The sequence below is a fragment of the candidate division KSB1 bacterium genome (assembly GCA_024655945.1).
Lineage (GTDB): Bacteria > Zhuqueibacterota > Zhuqueibacteria > JANLFK01 > Oleimicrobiaceae > Oleimicrobium.
In genome coordinates, this window is the sequence record JANLFK010000008.1 from 72,813 (window position 1) to 87,942 (window position 15,130).

9 protein-coding genes and 2 pseudogenes are annotated in these 15,130 nt (G+C 62.7%); all 11 read right to left on the reverse strand.

The window, feature by feature from the left end; translation table 11 throughout:
- Positions 1–524: 524 nt before the first annotated feature.
- The 11 genes and pseudogenes from NUW13_11005 to NUW13_11055 all read right to left on the reverse strand — a co-directional run bounded on the left by NUW13_11005 (position 525) and on the right by NUW13_11055 (position 15,102).
- A pseudogene (locus NUW13_11005) lies at positions 525–2,330 on the reverse strand (DUF3387 domain-containing protein).
- Positions 2,327–2,944, reverse strand: coding sequence for a hypothetical protein (locus tag NUW13_11010; protein ID MCR4439552.1), 618 nt, complete (start codon positions 2,942–2,944; stop codon positions 2,327–2,329). Before NUW13_11010 ends, NUW13_11005 begins: the two are co-directional and overlap by 4 nt.
- A 35-nt stretch (positions 2,945–2,979) precedes the next feature.
- A pseudogene (locus NUW13_11015) lies at positions 2,980–3,297 on the reverse strand (type I restriction-modification system subunit M N-terminal domain-containing protein).
- A 522-nt stretch (positions 3,298–3,819) separates the two neighbouring features.
- Positions 3,820–6,561, reverse strand: a complete 2,742-nt coding sequence (locus tag NUW13_11020; protein ID MCR4439553.1) for a T9SS type A sorting domain-containing protein — start codon at positions 6,559–6,561, stop codon at positions 3,820–3,822.
- Between the two features lie 366 nt (positions 6,562–6,927).
- Positions 6,928–8,475, reverse strand: coding sequence for a hypothetical protein (locus NUW13_11025; protein MCR4439554.1), 1,548 nt, complete (start codon positions 8,473–8,475; stop codon positions 6,928–6,930).
- A 32-nt stretch (positions 8,476–8,507) separates the two neighbouring features.
- Entirely contained in the window at positions 8,508–9,308 is an 801-nt protein-coding gene (locus tag NUW13_11030) for a PQQ-like beta-propeller repeat protein (GenBank protein MCR4439555.1), read from the reverse strand.
- Positions 9,309–9,532: 224 nt separating this feature from the next.
- A complete protein-coding gene (locus NUW13_11035; protein ID MCR4439556.1) occupies positions 9,533–9,745 on the reverse strand; it encodes a hypothetical protein in 213 nt (70 codons plus the stop codon).
- Between the two features lie 202 nt (positions 9,746–9,947).
- The gene (locus tag NUW13_11040) at positions 9,948–11,126 is read right to left on the reverse strand and encodes a hypothetical protein (GenBank protein ID MCR4439557.1); all 1,179 of its coding nucleotides are present in this window, start codon (positions 11,124–11,126) and stop codon (positions 9,948–9,950) included.
- A 263-nt stretch (positions 11,127–11,389) separates the two neighbouring features.
- Positions 11,390–12,244 (reverse strand): T9SS type A sorting domain-containing protein, encoded by an 855-nt coding sequence (locus NUW13_11045; GenBank protein ID MCR4439558.1) that lies wholly within the window; start codon positions 12,242–12,244, stop codon positions 11,390–11,392.
- Positions 12,245–12,250: 6 nt separating this feature from the next.
- Complete coding sequence (locus NUW13_11050; GenBank protein ID MCR4439559.1) at positions 12,251–12,907, reverse strand: hypothetical protein; 657 nt, start codon at positions 12,905–12,907, stop codon at positions 12,251–12,253.
- Positions 12,908–12,960: 53 nt separating this feature from the next.
- Positions 12,961–15,102: a T9SS type A sorting domain-containing protein gene (locus tag NUW13_11055; GenBank protein ID MCR4439560.1), complete on the reverse strand. Its 2,142-nt coding sequence runs from the start codon at positions 15,100–15,102 to the stop codon at positions 12,961–12,963.
- Positions 15,103–15,130 lie beyond the last annotated feature (28 nt).

Here is a 15,130-nt window from a genome sequence, read left to right on the forward strand (position 1 = left end):
CTACCTCGGCCTGAAGCACACTTGCCAGAGCAGAGAATCGTGTAAGGCGGACGACGTGCCGCATTCGCGCCGACGCGGGCGGCGGCACGCACGGGCATCTAAAAATATAGTAAACTCCTGCCGGTTTGTCAACCCCGAAAACGCAAGATTGCTGGCTGGCACGGCAAGGAGTCCCTGCATGCCCTGGAGACGAATCGATTTCCCTTTGGGCAATCCCGTGGCCTGCTTTCGGCAGGTGCACCATCTGTCCACGCACCTGTGCCCCAGCACGCCTCCCTTCGCCGACCATTAACGCGGTGCATATGAGTGACGAGCTGTCTGCCGACGAGCTCCGAAGCGAGAAAGGATCCTGCTCGGCCATCGTTCAAGACGGGAAGTCCTTGACAGGCACCGTCGCGCAGGTTTGCGTGACTGCCCCAGTTCGCGAGGTGGAGAGGTATGCACATTGCCGCCCACCACAAGGGTGGTCGCAATCGCGGCCGGTGCCGGCCGTGAGGCGGAGCAGTCCAGTACCATGCGGCGACTGCCCATGCAGCGGAGAGCACCTCCGCCTGTTCCAGCACTGTCTGGGTGGCCTTTTTCCTGCTTGTCGGGTGGATAGCCATCTTTGCGCAGGACGCGCTTGACAACGCCGGAGATTCGCCCGCACCTTCTCGCGCACGGTCCAATCGATGGAAACATTCTCTGGCACCGTGTGCACCAACTCTTGAGCGACAAGCCGGAGCGTTGGTTCGCCGAACACTCTCACGGGGCTGTCATTGGTCTCCAACGCGTCGTAGAAAGCAAGCTCCTCCTCAGATAGCCCCAGCTACTCGCCGCGTCGGTCTGCCTCGCGCATCTCCTTGGCAAGGGCCACAAATTCTTCGATGACTTGTGCGGCTTCAATGGCGCGGTTCTGGTAGCGCCGAAGCGCCTGTTCCAGGAGCCGGGCAAAGGAGCGGGCCTGAACGACATTCCTCCTGCGCCGTGTGCGAATCTCCCCATCGAGGAGCTTCCGCAGGAGTTCTGCTGCCAGATGCTTTTGCTGCATTCCGCGCACCTCAGCCAGAAACTCCTCAGAGAGAATACAGATGTCGGGCTTCCTAACACCGGCGGCAGCAAAGAGGCCTAGGACTCCCTCCGTCACCTCCTCAAGATCGGGGTCGATTCTGGGCCGCTCGCGCTCGTCCAGGTCCAGTTTGGCCAGGCGGCTCTCGTAGTAGATGGGCACCGTCGCGCCGTCCTCCACCGCCCGCTGGATGTCGTAGATGCTTATGTAGTCGCCAAAGACGTGGGGCGTGTTCCGGTCCGCCAGTTCTAGCGGGGTACCTGTCAAGGCGATGGATGAAGGAGGGGTTTGGCAGCGGATCGCGCATCTGGCGGGCGATGGGGCGACCCTGGTGGTCGCCCCCTAATGGGCAGGCGTACAAATGGGCCCGGCTTTCGGCGTGGACAGACGGCTGGCGCAAGAGTTCCTGGCAGCGGGAGAAGGTGCCGAACAACTGGACGTCCAGGTCGTTGCGGTCGGTGATGACCACGACAGCCGGATCCCCAATGGCCGGCTCGGAAATGATCCTCCCTGCGTAGAAAGCAACGGTGAGGTTCTTGTCCGACCCCTGGGTATGCCAAACCACACCGATGCGTCCGTCGCCAGGTTGCCCTCCTGCAGGTCTTGGGGCCTCGTAACGACCAATGCCGTCGACTATTCTTTTCGGCCGAAGTCTGGCAGCCCGCAGAGCCTCTTCCACCGCCACCGGCACGGCGTGGAACTGGGGGTAGCCGGCGACCTTCTTCTCCAGCCTGCCGGTCGTCCTCAAAGACGATAACATCCCGGAGGATTTCCAGCAGGTACTTCCTGGCGAACACGCCTCTCAGGAGCACCTCCAGTTGCGGGACACCCCCGTCCTCAACGGCTGCGCCGGTCATCGCGCGCCAGGGCTTCAACCACTCCCGCGCCCCGCCGTGAGCGTCCCCAGGCGCGCCTCCAGGCCGCCGGAGATGACCGGAAGTTCGTTGAAGGTAAAGAGGGGGGCAATTCGGCCTTGTAGGTCTGGAGCTGGTACGCCCTCCACGAGCATGCGGTGAAAGGTGCGGTTGCGGGCCTCCAGGGTGGCGCCTTTGGGATGGGTGAGGCGGTGGAAGGCATCCTCCAGGGCCTCGGCGGGCAGGCCGGGATTGAGACGCGCCAGGGCGTCGCACAGCCGCTGGGCCAGGATGACCTCGCCGTAATCGGCGCGCTCGGCAAACGGGGTGTCCGGCGCGATGTCCGGGCCGTGTCTCACTTGCCAGCCCAGGAATTCCAGCCAGGCGGGGGCCAGCGATTCAATGTCCGATTCTGTCAGATGAGTCATGGTTTATCCTTCGGAGGGATACCGCACGGCGCCCGCTGACTTTCCCGGTCCGTTTCCCATCGCAACGGGTTGTTGAGGATGTATTCCCGGACGCGATTCAGGGATTTTTCGTTGCGGATGATGTGTTCGTAGTAGTTGCGTTGCCACAACCGGCCACGAAACGGCGGCCAGCCGCAATATTTGACGCCGTACGTGTATTGTACCGTGGTGATGGATTTGAACGCCCCCACGATATCCCCGACCGTCGGCGCAACCCCATTGTGGGCATCCGTAGCATCCGTAGGGGCGACCCTTGTGGTTGCCCCATTATGGGCAGGCACAAGACCAGCCCCTACAGGTTTGACGTCGGTGATGATAATGATAACGTGAACGTGGTTGGGCATTATGATGAACGCGTCCAAATGAATGTTCGGGAACCGGTTTGACAGGTTGGCCCATTCCCGGCGTACCATGTGGCCGACCTCATTTAGCCGCATTTGGCCATTCACAACCTCACCGAACAGGCATCGCCGATCCTGTGTGACGACGGTGATGAAATAGGCGCCGGGTTGGGAATAATCGTATTCCCGCAGCCGGATGCTGCGGCGATGGTGCTTTTCCGGGTCGTATTTCATAACCCCCTCTCCTCCAAAAACCCCTCCGCTTTGGACCGGGCGTAGTCTTTGGGGAGCACGCCTCTCAGCGAGGGGTTATCCCGCTCCACCGCGTCCATCGCTTCGTCTATGCCCTGGCCGATGGTGGGCTGGCGGGCGGCGGCCTGGAGGCGGGACCAGCGGGCCTCCGGCGGCACCCAGAAGACGTTGACCGCCGGCTACTCGTCGGGGTCTTCGGGGTCAGCGTAGGGCTCCTCCTGCAGGCGCTGGTAGTGCTTCTCAAAGGCATCGGGGATGTACTTGAGGAAGGTGAGTCCGAGGACGACGTGCTTGTACTCGGCGGCGTCCATGGAGCCGCGCAGCGCGTCGGCCATGCACCACAGCTCCGCCTCTTAGCCGACAGTAGCACCGGTGACTTGGCTGCTCAGGCCCGTGATGTCGTGCCCATGACCGTTCTCCCCAACTCCAACGAGACACGCTCGCAATGCATTGCTCGTCCAGCGATCTCCAAGCCGGGACAGCCGGTCATCTCCAACGAATCGTTCCGGCGCGTTCCAAAGCCCAAGGCTTGGTCGCACACTGCCCTGCCAGGCGCAGCAGCCTGGGCCTTCCCTTTCCCTGGTCACCTGCTCAACCACAGCAGCGTATTGCGGTTGCCACAGTCCGCAATCGCCCGTCTACTCCGCATGTCTTCCACCCTGACTTGCACATACACATAAAACCTCGCCTGGGGAGTCGGGGTCAGGTCTGAGGGTACCGATTCGCCCCCCCAGACACGAACGGCCAAAGAAAGGGCACACAAAGGACATCCTGGCACTCAGGAGTCGTCATTCCACAACACACCTGGGAATGTAGGGAATTGCCGAGAGAAAGTCCGCCTTTCGCAGGTCCGGTGGTCAACGCAGAAGCACCACCTTCTGCACCTGGCGACCGCTCCTCCCACTCAGCACACACAGGTACTGGCCGCTGGGAAGGAGCCAGCCCAGGTCGTCCTTCCCGTCCCAGGTGACCTGGTGCGTGCCCGCTGCCCTTCGCCCAGATATAAGGGTGCGCTGTTTGCGGCCCAGCAGGTCGTAGACTACCAACGTCACCTGCTCGTCGGCAGGCAGCTGGTAACTGAGCAAGGCAGTGCCTACAAGTGGATTCGGTTGCGGCGGCAGCAGACGGAACTCGCCGGGTGCGTCCGCTCCCGCGGGCGATGGTATCGCGGCCGGCAGTTCCACACCGTTGACTGAAGCAACCTCCAGCAGATAGTGGATCACGGCAAAACCGTACAGCGTCCGCTTCACCGGTCCAACGCCGGGTGCGTACCATTCCACCCAATCGTTGTCACTCCCGGAAAACCTGAAGAGGAAACGATAACAGTGCGTGAACGTGCCCGCGGGAACGGTCACGGTGTCTGAGGTGCTTTCCAGCGACACCGTCCAGCGGGCCGCGGAGCCGGGCACAGAAACCACCCATGGTTGGTCGCTGTCCGCAGCAAAGTCCAACCAGCACATCGCGATGCCGGTCGTGGCAAGTACCAATTTGTTGTCCTCTCCGAATCGCACGAAGGCCCGTCCTACCTGCGCCAGGCCATCCACCTGGAAGAAAAGCTGCCCACCGAGGCGCAGGGTATCCCTCACCTCCGAACGCTGCCCACCGGTGAACCGCCACCAGTTACCAACGGCCAGCGGGAAGTAGCAGGCCAAATCGCCGCCCTCCAGTCCCAGCACTCTCGTGAGCGCCAGGCGAGCAGAGGCGCGCACGTCCTCGTCCGGGTCACCGAAGCAGCCGCGCACCAGGGAGATGACCTCCTCACGGCGCTGCCTGACCCCCTGGCGGAGTTGGGCAAACAGCAAGGGGTTTGCCAAGTCCTCTCCAACCGAGGGGTTCGGGTAGGCGAAGAGCCGACCGATAACCTCCAGCGCGTGCCGCCGCACCCACCACTCGGGTGCACCCACTGCCAGAAGAAGCTCCTCTGTGCTCTTGAACACGGTCGCTGCGTATCGAGGCGGGATATTCCACAGGTGAATGCGCGGGGAGGAAAAATCTTGTTGCCACTCGGCAACCAGCCGTGCGGAGAGGTCGTGGCTCACCGTCACATACCAGTAGTAGCGATCAATGCATCCTGCCCGGCAGTCTCCCCATCCCTTAGAGAAGACGAAATGCCACATTTCGTCTTTCTTGAAGGCTTGGATATTGTCCCCGTCTCCGGTGTAGCCGTTTGGCTCCGCTGCCAGTACTCCGGCGCAGGCCTGGTAGAGGCGGGCAAGGAGTGGCACTTTCAGCGGCGCGGCAAAGGTGAGCACCCACCATTGTGGCTGCCCGGATGGCAACAGAGGCCGTGCGCCCGTCAACAAGAACTGGCGCCCAAGGGCATCCACGGCTTGGTTGCCCGTCCACAGCTGGCCTACCGCCCAGGCTCGTGTCCAGGGGGCATCCGCCTTCACCAGCAGTTCCGTGGGCACATACTCCGGAAAGGCATGGATCCCGTCTAGCGCACTCACCGCTTCGCGCGCCGCTTTCAGTGCCGCCTCGATTTCTTCTGCCAAGGCCATGTCCAGCGGAATGCCTTCTTGCAGTCGCAGGGTAAGGACGATGGCGTCCTGGCTGACGGGCGAAGCATGGTTCTCGTAGCGCCACACGCCGTTGTGGGATGTCGCTATGTACACGACTCCCGCAGCGAGGGGGTCGAAAACCAGGCGGACAACGCCTGAGGCGAGCCTCTCTTCCACCTTCCGCATGCGAAACCACTGGCGACCTCCGTCAAAGCTCTCCCAGAATCGGCACGAGCCGCGGCCTCCGCTCCCTGCTGCCCACACGTGCAGTGGCCCGCCCGTGTCAATGGCCAGGCCCTTGAAATCGGTCCCTTCCTCCTGCAGCGCGAAGCGCCACCCCTCTCCGCCGTCGGTGGTCTGCACCACGGCTCCGGTCATTCCCGCGAACAGGGTGTCGGAAAAGTGCGGATGGAAGGCCAAAGAAAGGCAACTGTTCGATAACAAGGGGGCCGGAGAGGGAGGAAGGAGGTACTCCCAAGTGTCACCCGCGTCCGTCGACTTGGCCGCCAAAGGGATGAAGGCGCAGGTCCCACCGCCAACCGCCCAGACGGTACGCCTCGCCGGATTCACCTTGAGGTCGTAGACCGTGGCGAAGTGCCACTCGGAGACTCTTTCCCATGCCTCACTGCCCAGTGTTCTCCGGTAAACACCCTCACCCCCGCCGGCGAAAGTCTCCCCGCAGATCCGGGGATCAAGAAAGCCGTCGAGTGCGTAGACGGCTCGCACCTCCGAGCGCTCGAGCCCCTTGTCCATGGGGGTCCACTGGGAGTCGGTCGGCGTCCAGCAGTAGATGAGGGTGGTGTCGGCGCCGGAACCAGATGGTTCGGCACCAGCGGCCACGCACCAACCGAGGGGGCCAACGTCGTGAGGATAGAGGGAGAGGACAGTGGCCCCTTCCAAACCGAGGGAGCGCCAGTTTCCGCCCTGCGCATCCCGGACAAACACGCCCTGTCCCGGGGTACCGACGAAGAGGCGTCCTTCATGGGAGGCCAGGCACGTCAGTTCGTACCCTGCCATCCCCAGGGGCTCCAAGGTCTGTGCCAAGGCTGATGTAGCAAGGCCGATGGCCAGCATCCCAACAGAAAGCCTTCCACGCATTTCACTCGCCTCCTCGAAGCCACATTTGCTCAGGCGGGAGAGGCGGTGTCTCGTAGTGGCCACTCGAATCAACGGCTGTCCACTGCCCACCTCTCGGCCCCGTCTCCTCCGGTGTAGATCGCTAAAACCGGAGTTCGGCAGCTTGTCCCGCCCATAAAGGCGCAGCTACGGGGCGCACAAGGTTCTCTGAGAGCAGCAGCCAGTGCTCATCGCGACAACACAATTCGCCTGCTCTTTCTCAATCCGCTTCTCTCAATCAGCTAGAAGTAAACACCACTTGCCACCGGCTTGCCAACAACGGAGCATCGCCCCCATCAGTGCGGCGAAGCATCGGGTTTGTCTCACGAGGGCTCTCCAGGGGCACCTTCACCGCAGCAACACAAGCTTGGTGGTTGTCGCCCAAGACCCTGCCACCAGCCGGCAGAGGTAAACCCCGCCCGGCAGGTTGCTTCCCTGTTCGTCGCGACCATCCCAGCCCACCTGATACGCACCCGTCGTCTCGGGCCGGTCCACCAGCGTCCGCACCCTCTGGCCCAGCACGTTGAGGACCTCAAGCCGCACCCCGCAGGGTGCCGGGAGTTCGTAGCGAACGACCGTTCCGGCACGGAACGGATTCGGGTGGCTCGATAACAGCGCGAAACGCCTGGGCCCGCTGGTCGCCGGCTGGTCCGCCGATTGCCCGGGGTAGATCTTTGCCATGCGCCGGTACAAGATGCGGTAGGGCGGCTCGCTGCCATCGGTCCACACCACGTCGAGGGAGTCGGCGCGGAACTGTTTGTAGCACACGCTTGGGTAACGACTTGGCACCCCATCGCGCTCGCTTACCGGCACTGGGTCAGGATGGAGCAAGGCTCCATCCCGCGCCTGCATGTAGTAGACCTCGTCCTGGCTCACCCAGACCAGCGCACTGTACTTGAGGTACACGTCATCCACGCAGACCATGGCATCTCCCCATGTGGGCACCTCGTGGTCGAAACGGGCTTGCGCGATGTCGGCAAAGAGCAGACTATGGAAGCCGCCGCCGCTTCCGTGGTCCCACACCACGTGTGCAATCTCCCCGTTCCCCACGGAAATCGCAGGGTGGCGGTGTGTGGACGCGGACGTCCCTGACGATAAGTCCAGGGCTAGGGAGTCGAGGGGAGGGGTCCAGAGATGGGTCCTCTCATCCATGTGGCGGTAACAGATTCTCTCGGCACCGGTGGCGGTCGACTCGGCCCACACGACGTGCACGCTGCCGTCGTCAAGAAAGCCGAGATTGCACGCCAGCGCGGGGAACCGCGCATCCACAGTTAGCTGGGAAATCCTCCAGAGGTAAGACCCCCAGGGCCGGAGCAAATCTTTTGGCAGCGCGGCAAAGAAGATCACGTGCCACGTACCTGCCGGGGCGGTGGCCCCCTGCTGCCAGGCGAAATATACATACCTGGCGCCTGCCTCCACCACGGGGTATTGGACGACCGGCTCGTCGTCATTAGACGATGGAATGGGGTTCAGCCGGCAGGGACTTTCCCAGGTGTCACCACCGTCGGTGCTCCGGCTACAATATATCCCTGTACTGCTTGGGTCTTGCCACAGGTCTTGCCACACCAAGAAGAGGTGGTCATGCTCATCAATGGCCAGCGAGGGAAAGCACCCAAAGGCCGGGGTCACCGGCGTCGACCAGACCTTGCCGTCACTGCTCCGCACGAAACAAACTATGGGCAGGCCGTCGCTGACGTCCTGGTAGACCAGATAACGGTTGTCCCTGCTATCCCTCACCATGCGGCGGCCGTTGTTGAAGGCAGTGGCCAGTGGCGAGGAAGAGGTAGCCACCAGCACGGGCGATTCCCCCGTTTGCTCACCCCCAGCATGTGGAGCCGCCCCCGCCGGGGATGCCACAAGGGCAAGGGCGACCGCAAAGAGCGTTTTGCTTCTCATGGTGCCTCCTTCTGCTGCAGGAGCAGTGTGTGCTACCGCTGCTGCGGCAGCGCAGCCTGAGAGGGCCGGAACGGCTTGCCAGTGGCGGCTTCGTGCAGCCAATAGGTGCCGTCCGCCAGGCCGACTTGCACATAGTCCTCGTCGCCGCTGAGTGACTGAACGGCGGAAGGGTAGTGCCTTTCCCACAAGATGTTCCCGGTTCGCCGGTCCAGGACACGCAGACCGCATTCGGTACCCAGCACGACGTAGCGCATGGAAAAGTGGCGAGGACGCTCCTCCGGCCGCAGAGGGAGCCGCCAGACCAGCTTGGCATTCTGGTCGAAACCGAAGGCGGTTGCAGAGGAAAAGGCAACCTCGATCAGCTCCTCGAGCGCCTGCACCGGGCATGCAGCCCCTTGGCGCGGCTGTGGCCACGGAAGCTCGTTGGGGCGCGTCCAGCGGGCGAGCAAATGACCAGTGCGTGGGTGCAGGCGCATGTGCACCATCGCAGTGGCAGTCTCCACGGTACAGGCCACCAGGGTACAATCGGGCGGAATGCTGTCCAGGGCGGCTCCGACCAGTAGGCCCTCGCCAGACCAGCGCCACAGCTCCTTGCCCGTCGTGGGCTCGATGGCCACCAGCACTGCCGGCACGAGGCTGCAAGCAAGCCAGATCGAGTCAGAGAAGGCCCATGTCCGAAACCCCGGCATGGGAGTTTTCCAGAGCACCTTGCCTTTCTCGTCGAACCCGAATACGAACGTTTCGGTGGAAGCGACATACGCCGGCCCCTGCGGCTGCCTGGCACAGCTGAGGCCAAGCAACAAAACGCACAACCAGCACTTTCGCGCACTCATCGGTTGCGCCTCCTGGTACAGTCTTTCCGCCTGGCCGCCTCAGGAGGACTGCCCCAGCTTGGTTTCCCCGTCTCTACGCCCCCTCGGCTCCCAGGCCACTTTCTTCGTGCGGAGGGAGAACCCCTCTGCCACACAACGCCATTCTCACTCTACGGCCACGTTTCCCTCGCTCTCGGACCGGACCCACGCTTTTTCCCCTCTCCCCTTGCGCCGCCTCTTTGCGGCTACGGCAGAAAGAGACTCTTGATCGACTTGTCGAACACCCTGCCTTTCAGGCGACAGAAGTAGACCCCCCGCGGGAGAGGGCCACCCCTGTCATCCCGGCCATCCCAGCGCAGCTGGTGCCAGCCGGCCGCCTGAAGGCCCTCTGCCAGCGTGCGCACCTTGCGGCCGGCCACGTTGTAGAGATCCACTGCGAGGTGGGCCACCTTGGCCAAGCGGAAGGAAATCCTCCTCGTCCGCAAAGTCTATGGTGATAAGCTCGACAGCGGACCACCGACACTGCTCATGGGTCGCGTACCTCAGGTCCGCGTTGTCGCGCCGGGTGCTTTCTCACATAACAATCGCACAATCCCCCGCCAACTCGAGCACCGCATTCTGATCCGTCGCCGGATCGAAGGCGAGACACAGCGGCTCGCCTCACGCAGTCTGTCCCGTGCGGCCATGAGCGAACAGTCCTGCGTTCCCGGGCTTTACTTGCCAATCATAGGGCAAAGAATCGTGTCCACCGCACCCAAGAACCCTCTGCAGAAGTAAGGGTGCCAGTCGTCCTTGGGCCATTGGGCAGGCGGGACAACAGGCAATGGTCCCGAGGACTGGCCTGACACTTCCGCCAAAGAGAGCACGACGAGCGGCAGCAGGTGAGTTTGTCTGTGCGACACTGGTTTCCTTCTTGCTTAGCTGCTCCCCGCCTAGTCCTGGGAGTGTGCCTGCCAGAATGGTGCGAGCAAGGCCACAAGCACCACCAACGAACCTCGCATGCGCTTTTCCTCCGGCACTCGAGTTCACGTAATTCCTCCCTCGGAGCCCCCAACCGCCTCCTTGGCGGGCCTCGAAAGGTTTGCCGGTGGCCGCTTCGTGTCGTCGGAAGGTGCCATCCGCCAGCCTTATTTCCACAAAATTGCCGCCATCTATGACGCCTGTGATCTTCTTGTCATAGCTGGCTTGCCACGCCACTTTCCCGGTGGAGCGGTCTACCACCCGCAGCCCGGTGCCGTGCCTGAGAACCACATGCTGCGCTGTGGACAAGCAGTGGGTCTCCTCCGGCAGGAGCGGCAGTCGCCACACCAGCTTGGCGTCGGGATCAAAGCCAAGAGCGAATGAGGAGGAGCAGCAGACGTGCACCTGTTTTTCCAGTGGCGCCGCAGGGCAGGCGGCGCCAGCCCGGGGTTCGCGCCAGGGGCGCTCGTTGGGGCGCATCCTGCTGGCCAGTAGCTGACCAGTGCGAGGATGGAGCTCGACGTGCTCCACCTCTGTGGCTCTTTCCACAGTGCAGGCCACCACGGTGCAATCGGGCGAAATGCTGTCTGTGCCCACTCCGACGAGCACCCCTTCGGCAGTCCAACGCCACAACTCCTTGCCGGTCCTCACGTCACCAGCCACGAGCGATGCCGGTTGAGACCTCCCGGCGAAGAAAACCGAATCGGTGATCAAGCGCACGTGGAAACCGGGCAGAGACCATTTCCACATTAGCTCCCCTTTGTCGTTGAAGCCGAATACCAAGTTATCGGTCGCGCCGACATAGACTCTCTCTTGCCGCTGGCAGCCGGCGGCAAGGCACAGGAGCAAGAGTGTGACGAGCGATGTTCGCATCTTCATGACGCACCTCCCCGTCTGGTGAGGGTTCTTCACGCCGCTGGTGAGCAGGCGCAACGTGCTCTGCCTATGCGGCGTGGGCCTGTCAAGAGGCAGCGTCATCACCGCAGTGCAGAAGACCAGGAAGCGTCCTCGCTGCACATGCCCGCAAGGGGGAACGTCCGGAGCGAGCCCTCATCCGGTCAGTCTGCGCCCACGTGTAATGACCAGCGTGCAGTCTTTCTACTTCAAGCACTTGTCGCAGCACACCGCACGAAGCGCCATTCCTAGGGCAGATAAAGCACCTGGATGGCCTGCTGCGCGCCACCCGCCCAGAGTCGGCAGGAGTAAACGCCGGTGGGCACGGGCCTTCTGCTCTGGTCTCTGCCGTCCCAGCGCACCTGGTGGCTCCCTTGCGCCTTCCATTCCTCCGGCAGCGTGCGCACCTTCTGCCCGAGGATGTTGTATATTTCCACCCTCACCAAGCCCGGCGTACGCATGTCGTACCGGATTGCCGTGGAGACGTGGAAAGGGTTGGGATAGTTTTGATACAGAACAAGGTCACCTGGCACCAAGGGCCTCTCGTCAACCACGAGGCCCCTTTGTTCGGGAATGCCCGCAGCCAAAATGTCCCAGTTGCCATCGCGAAAACTCTCCCAGGCGTCCCAGCTGGTATCAGGAGGATTGGGGAAGGGGAAGGCGACGGAAATGATCGGGGAGCGGTCCGGAAAGGCGTCTTGGGTAATCCGAAACTCTGGAGACATTGTGCCACCATAGATGTCAAAATGGCCATCGATGTTTGAAGCCCATACCAGCAGCGGGGAGCCAAGGCAGCCAAAAGGCAAGAACAAGCCATAGGGATCAATGTCAACGGCTTCGTTCTCGGTCAGCTTTGTCGTCTCCCACAGGTAGACGGAATCTTCACAGCTCCACCATCTCCGTGCATAAAGCTCTTCATCGCCATCTGCATCGGATTGCCATACGACGCTCCTCGCACCCGCATCGAAAGGCCAGCCCTCGGACAGGAGTACCGGGTGGGAATCCCGATGGCCGCCGGGACTCAACGGCAGCGGAGCAGCCCACTGCTGGTTGTTGCCCCTGCGCAGCCAGCTCCCCCAGATCTGAGAGCTGGCGCCTTCCACGAGCTCTCATGCTATGAACAGCACCTCCCCCCGCGAGAGGAAGTCTGCCAGCAGAAAGGCATTTCTTTGCACCCCCGACTGCGGCGCCACTGGACCGACAATGCGCCAGTCTTCCCCGCCATATTCGCCCCAATAGAGTTGACCAGCGCGCTCCCAAGCCAGCACCAGCCAGGGCTTGCCGTTTAAACAGGGCGGATAACGCCAGTGGGTGGGGTGACGATCATCGATCTCATCTCGCCTTATGGACTGTGGCAGAGACCACCCCACCGAATCATGCCTGCAGAAGACCAGCTCAAAGCTATGTTCCCCCTGCGTCTCCCATACGACAATGGGGTCATCCCGAAAAATGGCCACCGCTGGGAACTGATCCAGGCAGGGATTTTTACTCAGACGGATGCTCTCGCCCCATCCGCTAACCCCGCGAGAGCGCTGTCGCAGGAAAACCTCCGTATTGCCGCTGTCTATTTGCGAGTCCCACACGCGGTAAAGTCGGTCGGCCTCTTCGCGGCTGAAATAGGGGTGGCAATCATCACCAGGGCCCTCTGCCAGTGGGACGATCCGGAGACCAGGCAACACCGGTTGCGCGCCACCCTCGCTGGCGAGTGCGCAGAACAGCATAGCTACCGGCACCGCACGCGGCAGCACAAAAGCCCTTGCCCACATGTCTGTTTTCCCCGTCTGTGTGGAGACATCAGCCAGAGGAGGCGGATATCCCTCTACCTGACGAACACCACTCTGGACACCTGGCTCCGCCCACCGACTCTTAGGCAGCAGAGGTAAAGGCCGCTGGGCAAGGTCTCACCTCCTTCGTCCAGGCCGTTCCAAAGCACGCGGTAGCTCCCGGCCTGCGTCCACCCCGATGCAAGTGTGCGCACCTTCTGGCCGAGCAGGTTGTAGATCGCCAGCTCAGCCACCCCAGGCTCTGACAATTCGTAGGACAGCACCGTCACCGAATTGAAGGGGTTGGGGTGAACAGCGACGAGCCGAGAACGACGCGGCAGAGGTGACTGGTTTTCTGCGACCGCGGTTTGCACGCCAAGTAGCCAGGCCAGCCGCACCGGGTCCAGGCGTCCCGCACCATGAAGGCTGCCGTCATAGGTGAAGGCACCGTGCTCCAGTGCGTGGACGGCGATGTACGGCACGTCCAGTGAGTCGCTTCGGGTGGGGTTCACCAATCTGGCAAAGCCCATGTTCACCCACTGGCCGCACACGGCGCACTGCTCCACCCCGCGCTGCAGGTAATGGCGCAGGTAGGGGCCATCAGGCCGCGGCTCGGTGGGCAGACCCTGGAACGCCTGGTGCAGTTCCCAGGCAAGGGCCGCGCCGTCTGGGATCCCATCGCCGTCGGTGTCGCGTGCAGTGGGGTTCGTGCCAAGTCCGGCCTCTTCGTCATCCTGCAGGCCATCGCCATCGGCATCGCCGGCAACGGGCTGCTGGTGGTAGCCGCCGGGCGAATGGAGCACGCAGTCGAGGGTACGCGGCTCCTCCAGGCCACGGCCATGCACGTCGCCCTCGTAGGCAAAACTGCCATGTTCCAAGTAGTGCAGGGCGATGTAGGGCATCTCCACTACGAATCGCTCCATCGGGTTGACGATTTCCACGTAGCCCATGTTGACCAGTTCCCCGCAGATGGCGCAAGTCTCCAGACCTTTGGCTTGATGCTCGATGCGGTAGACGCGATCCCCAGGAGGCGCGCAGCCGCACGCGCTGGGCAGCGCATTGATCTCCGCCGCCCAATCCAAGCTCACTTCCAAGCCGTCGACCACGCCATTGCTATCGGTGTCGGCCACCTGCGGCGAAAAGCTGAGGCGGGCCTCGGCGGCGTCCACGAGCCCGTCGTCGTCCCCGTCTGCGGAAGGCTCAACTTGCAGCACGTGGACTCGATCCGACAGGCCCAGAACCCGGAGGAGGCGCAGCAGGTGCACGCGTCCCTGATGCAGCTCTCCGGAAAAGGAAAAACTCCCGTGCTCGAGATAGTGCAGGGCCATGTAAGGAAGGGTAATCGCCTCCTTCAAGTTGTCATTGCTGATCAGCACAAACCCCATGTTGACGTCAGCACCGCAGATGCTGCACTTTTCCAGTCCATACTGCGGGAAGTGCTCGATGTAGATCCCTCCAGGCGTCTGGCCCTGGGGCAGAGCCGCGATTTTCTGCATCACCATGCGTGCGAGGCTGCTGGCGGTGGTGTCGGGGGCCAGACCGAGGAGGCCTTCCTCCACGCGGTCAAGCAGGTAGTTGCCGTTGCGGTCTAGGCCTGAGGCAAGGGGGAGCCAGTGGGCATCCTGGGCGAACAGGCGGTCCAGGGCACCGGCGGACAGGGCAGCCACCATCGCCGCAGCCGCAGCTAAGCGGGGCAGCCTTGGCCAACTGCGGCCGGTCTCGGCTTGAGAACGGAACTCCTGCTGGCACTCCTCGAACACCGCCCGGTAGTGCGGCACCAGCAACGGGGTCACCGGGCAACCGGCACAGGCCCAGTGGAAGAAGAGCCGCTGCTCCTCTGCCGCCAGGCCGTTCGGCTGGTAGCCATTGCGGATGAAGGATTCCACGCAGCAAGGCGGATAGCCGAACAGGAACCCTTCCACGCGCTGCTCCTCAGCCGACTTGGTGATGGGGCGGCCTGCAAAGCGGTGCAGGTAGAGACGGATGGGGAGCTCGACGCGCGCGAAGATCAGTTCGGTAGTGCGGCCCCCGTTCTGCAGGAGCCGTTCGGCAGTGGCCGTGCGCAGGCCCAGGCGGCGAAGAAGGCGGTGCCCCTGCGGCGCAAGCGGCTTCTCCCACCTGCTGAGCGGCTTCAACCCGGCCTTGGTGAGACGCGCCAGATAGACAAAGTCGAATTCGAGATTGCAGGTTCTCGCCATGACTTCACCTTTCTTGTTGAGCTCCTGT

Coding starts and splice junctions, on each gene's coding strand:
- NUW13_11010 (MCR4439552.1), bottom strand. CDS start 2,944: ATGAAATACGACCCGGAAAAGCACCATCGCCGCAGCATCCGGCTGCGG.
- NUW13_11020 (MCR4439553.1), bottom strand. CDS start 6,561: ATGCGTGGAAGGCTTTCTGTTGGGATGCTGGCCATCGGCCTTGCTACA.
- NUW13_11025 (MCR4439554.1), bottom strand. CDS start 8,475: ATGAGAAGCAAAACGCTCTTTGCGGTCGCCCTTGCCCTTGTGGCATCC.
- NUW13_11030 (MCR4439555.1), bottom strand. CDS start 9,308: ATGAGTGCGCGAAAGTGCTGGTTGTGCGTTTTGTTGCTTGGCCTCAGC.
- NUW13_11040 (MCR4439557.1), bottom strand. CDS start 11,126: ATGAAGATGCGAACATCGCTCGTCACACTCTTGCTCCTGTGCCTTGCC.
- NUW13_11050 (MCR4439559.1), bottom strand. CDS start 12,907: ATGTGGGCAAGGGCTTTTGTGCTGCCGCGTGCGGTGCCGGTAGCTATG.
- NUW13_11055 (MCR4439560.1), bottom strand. CDS start 15,102: ATGGCGAGAACCTGCAATCTCGAATTCGACTTTGTCTATCTGGCGCGT.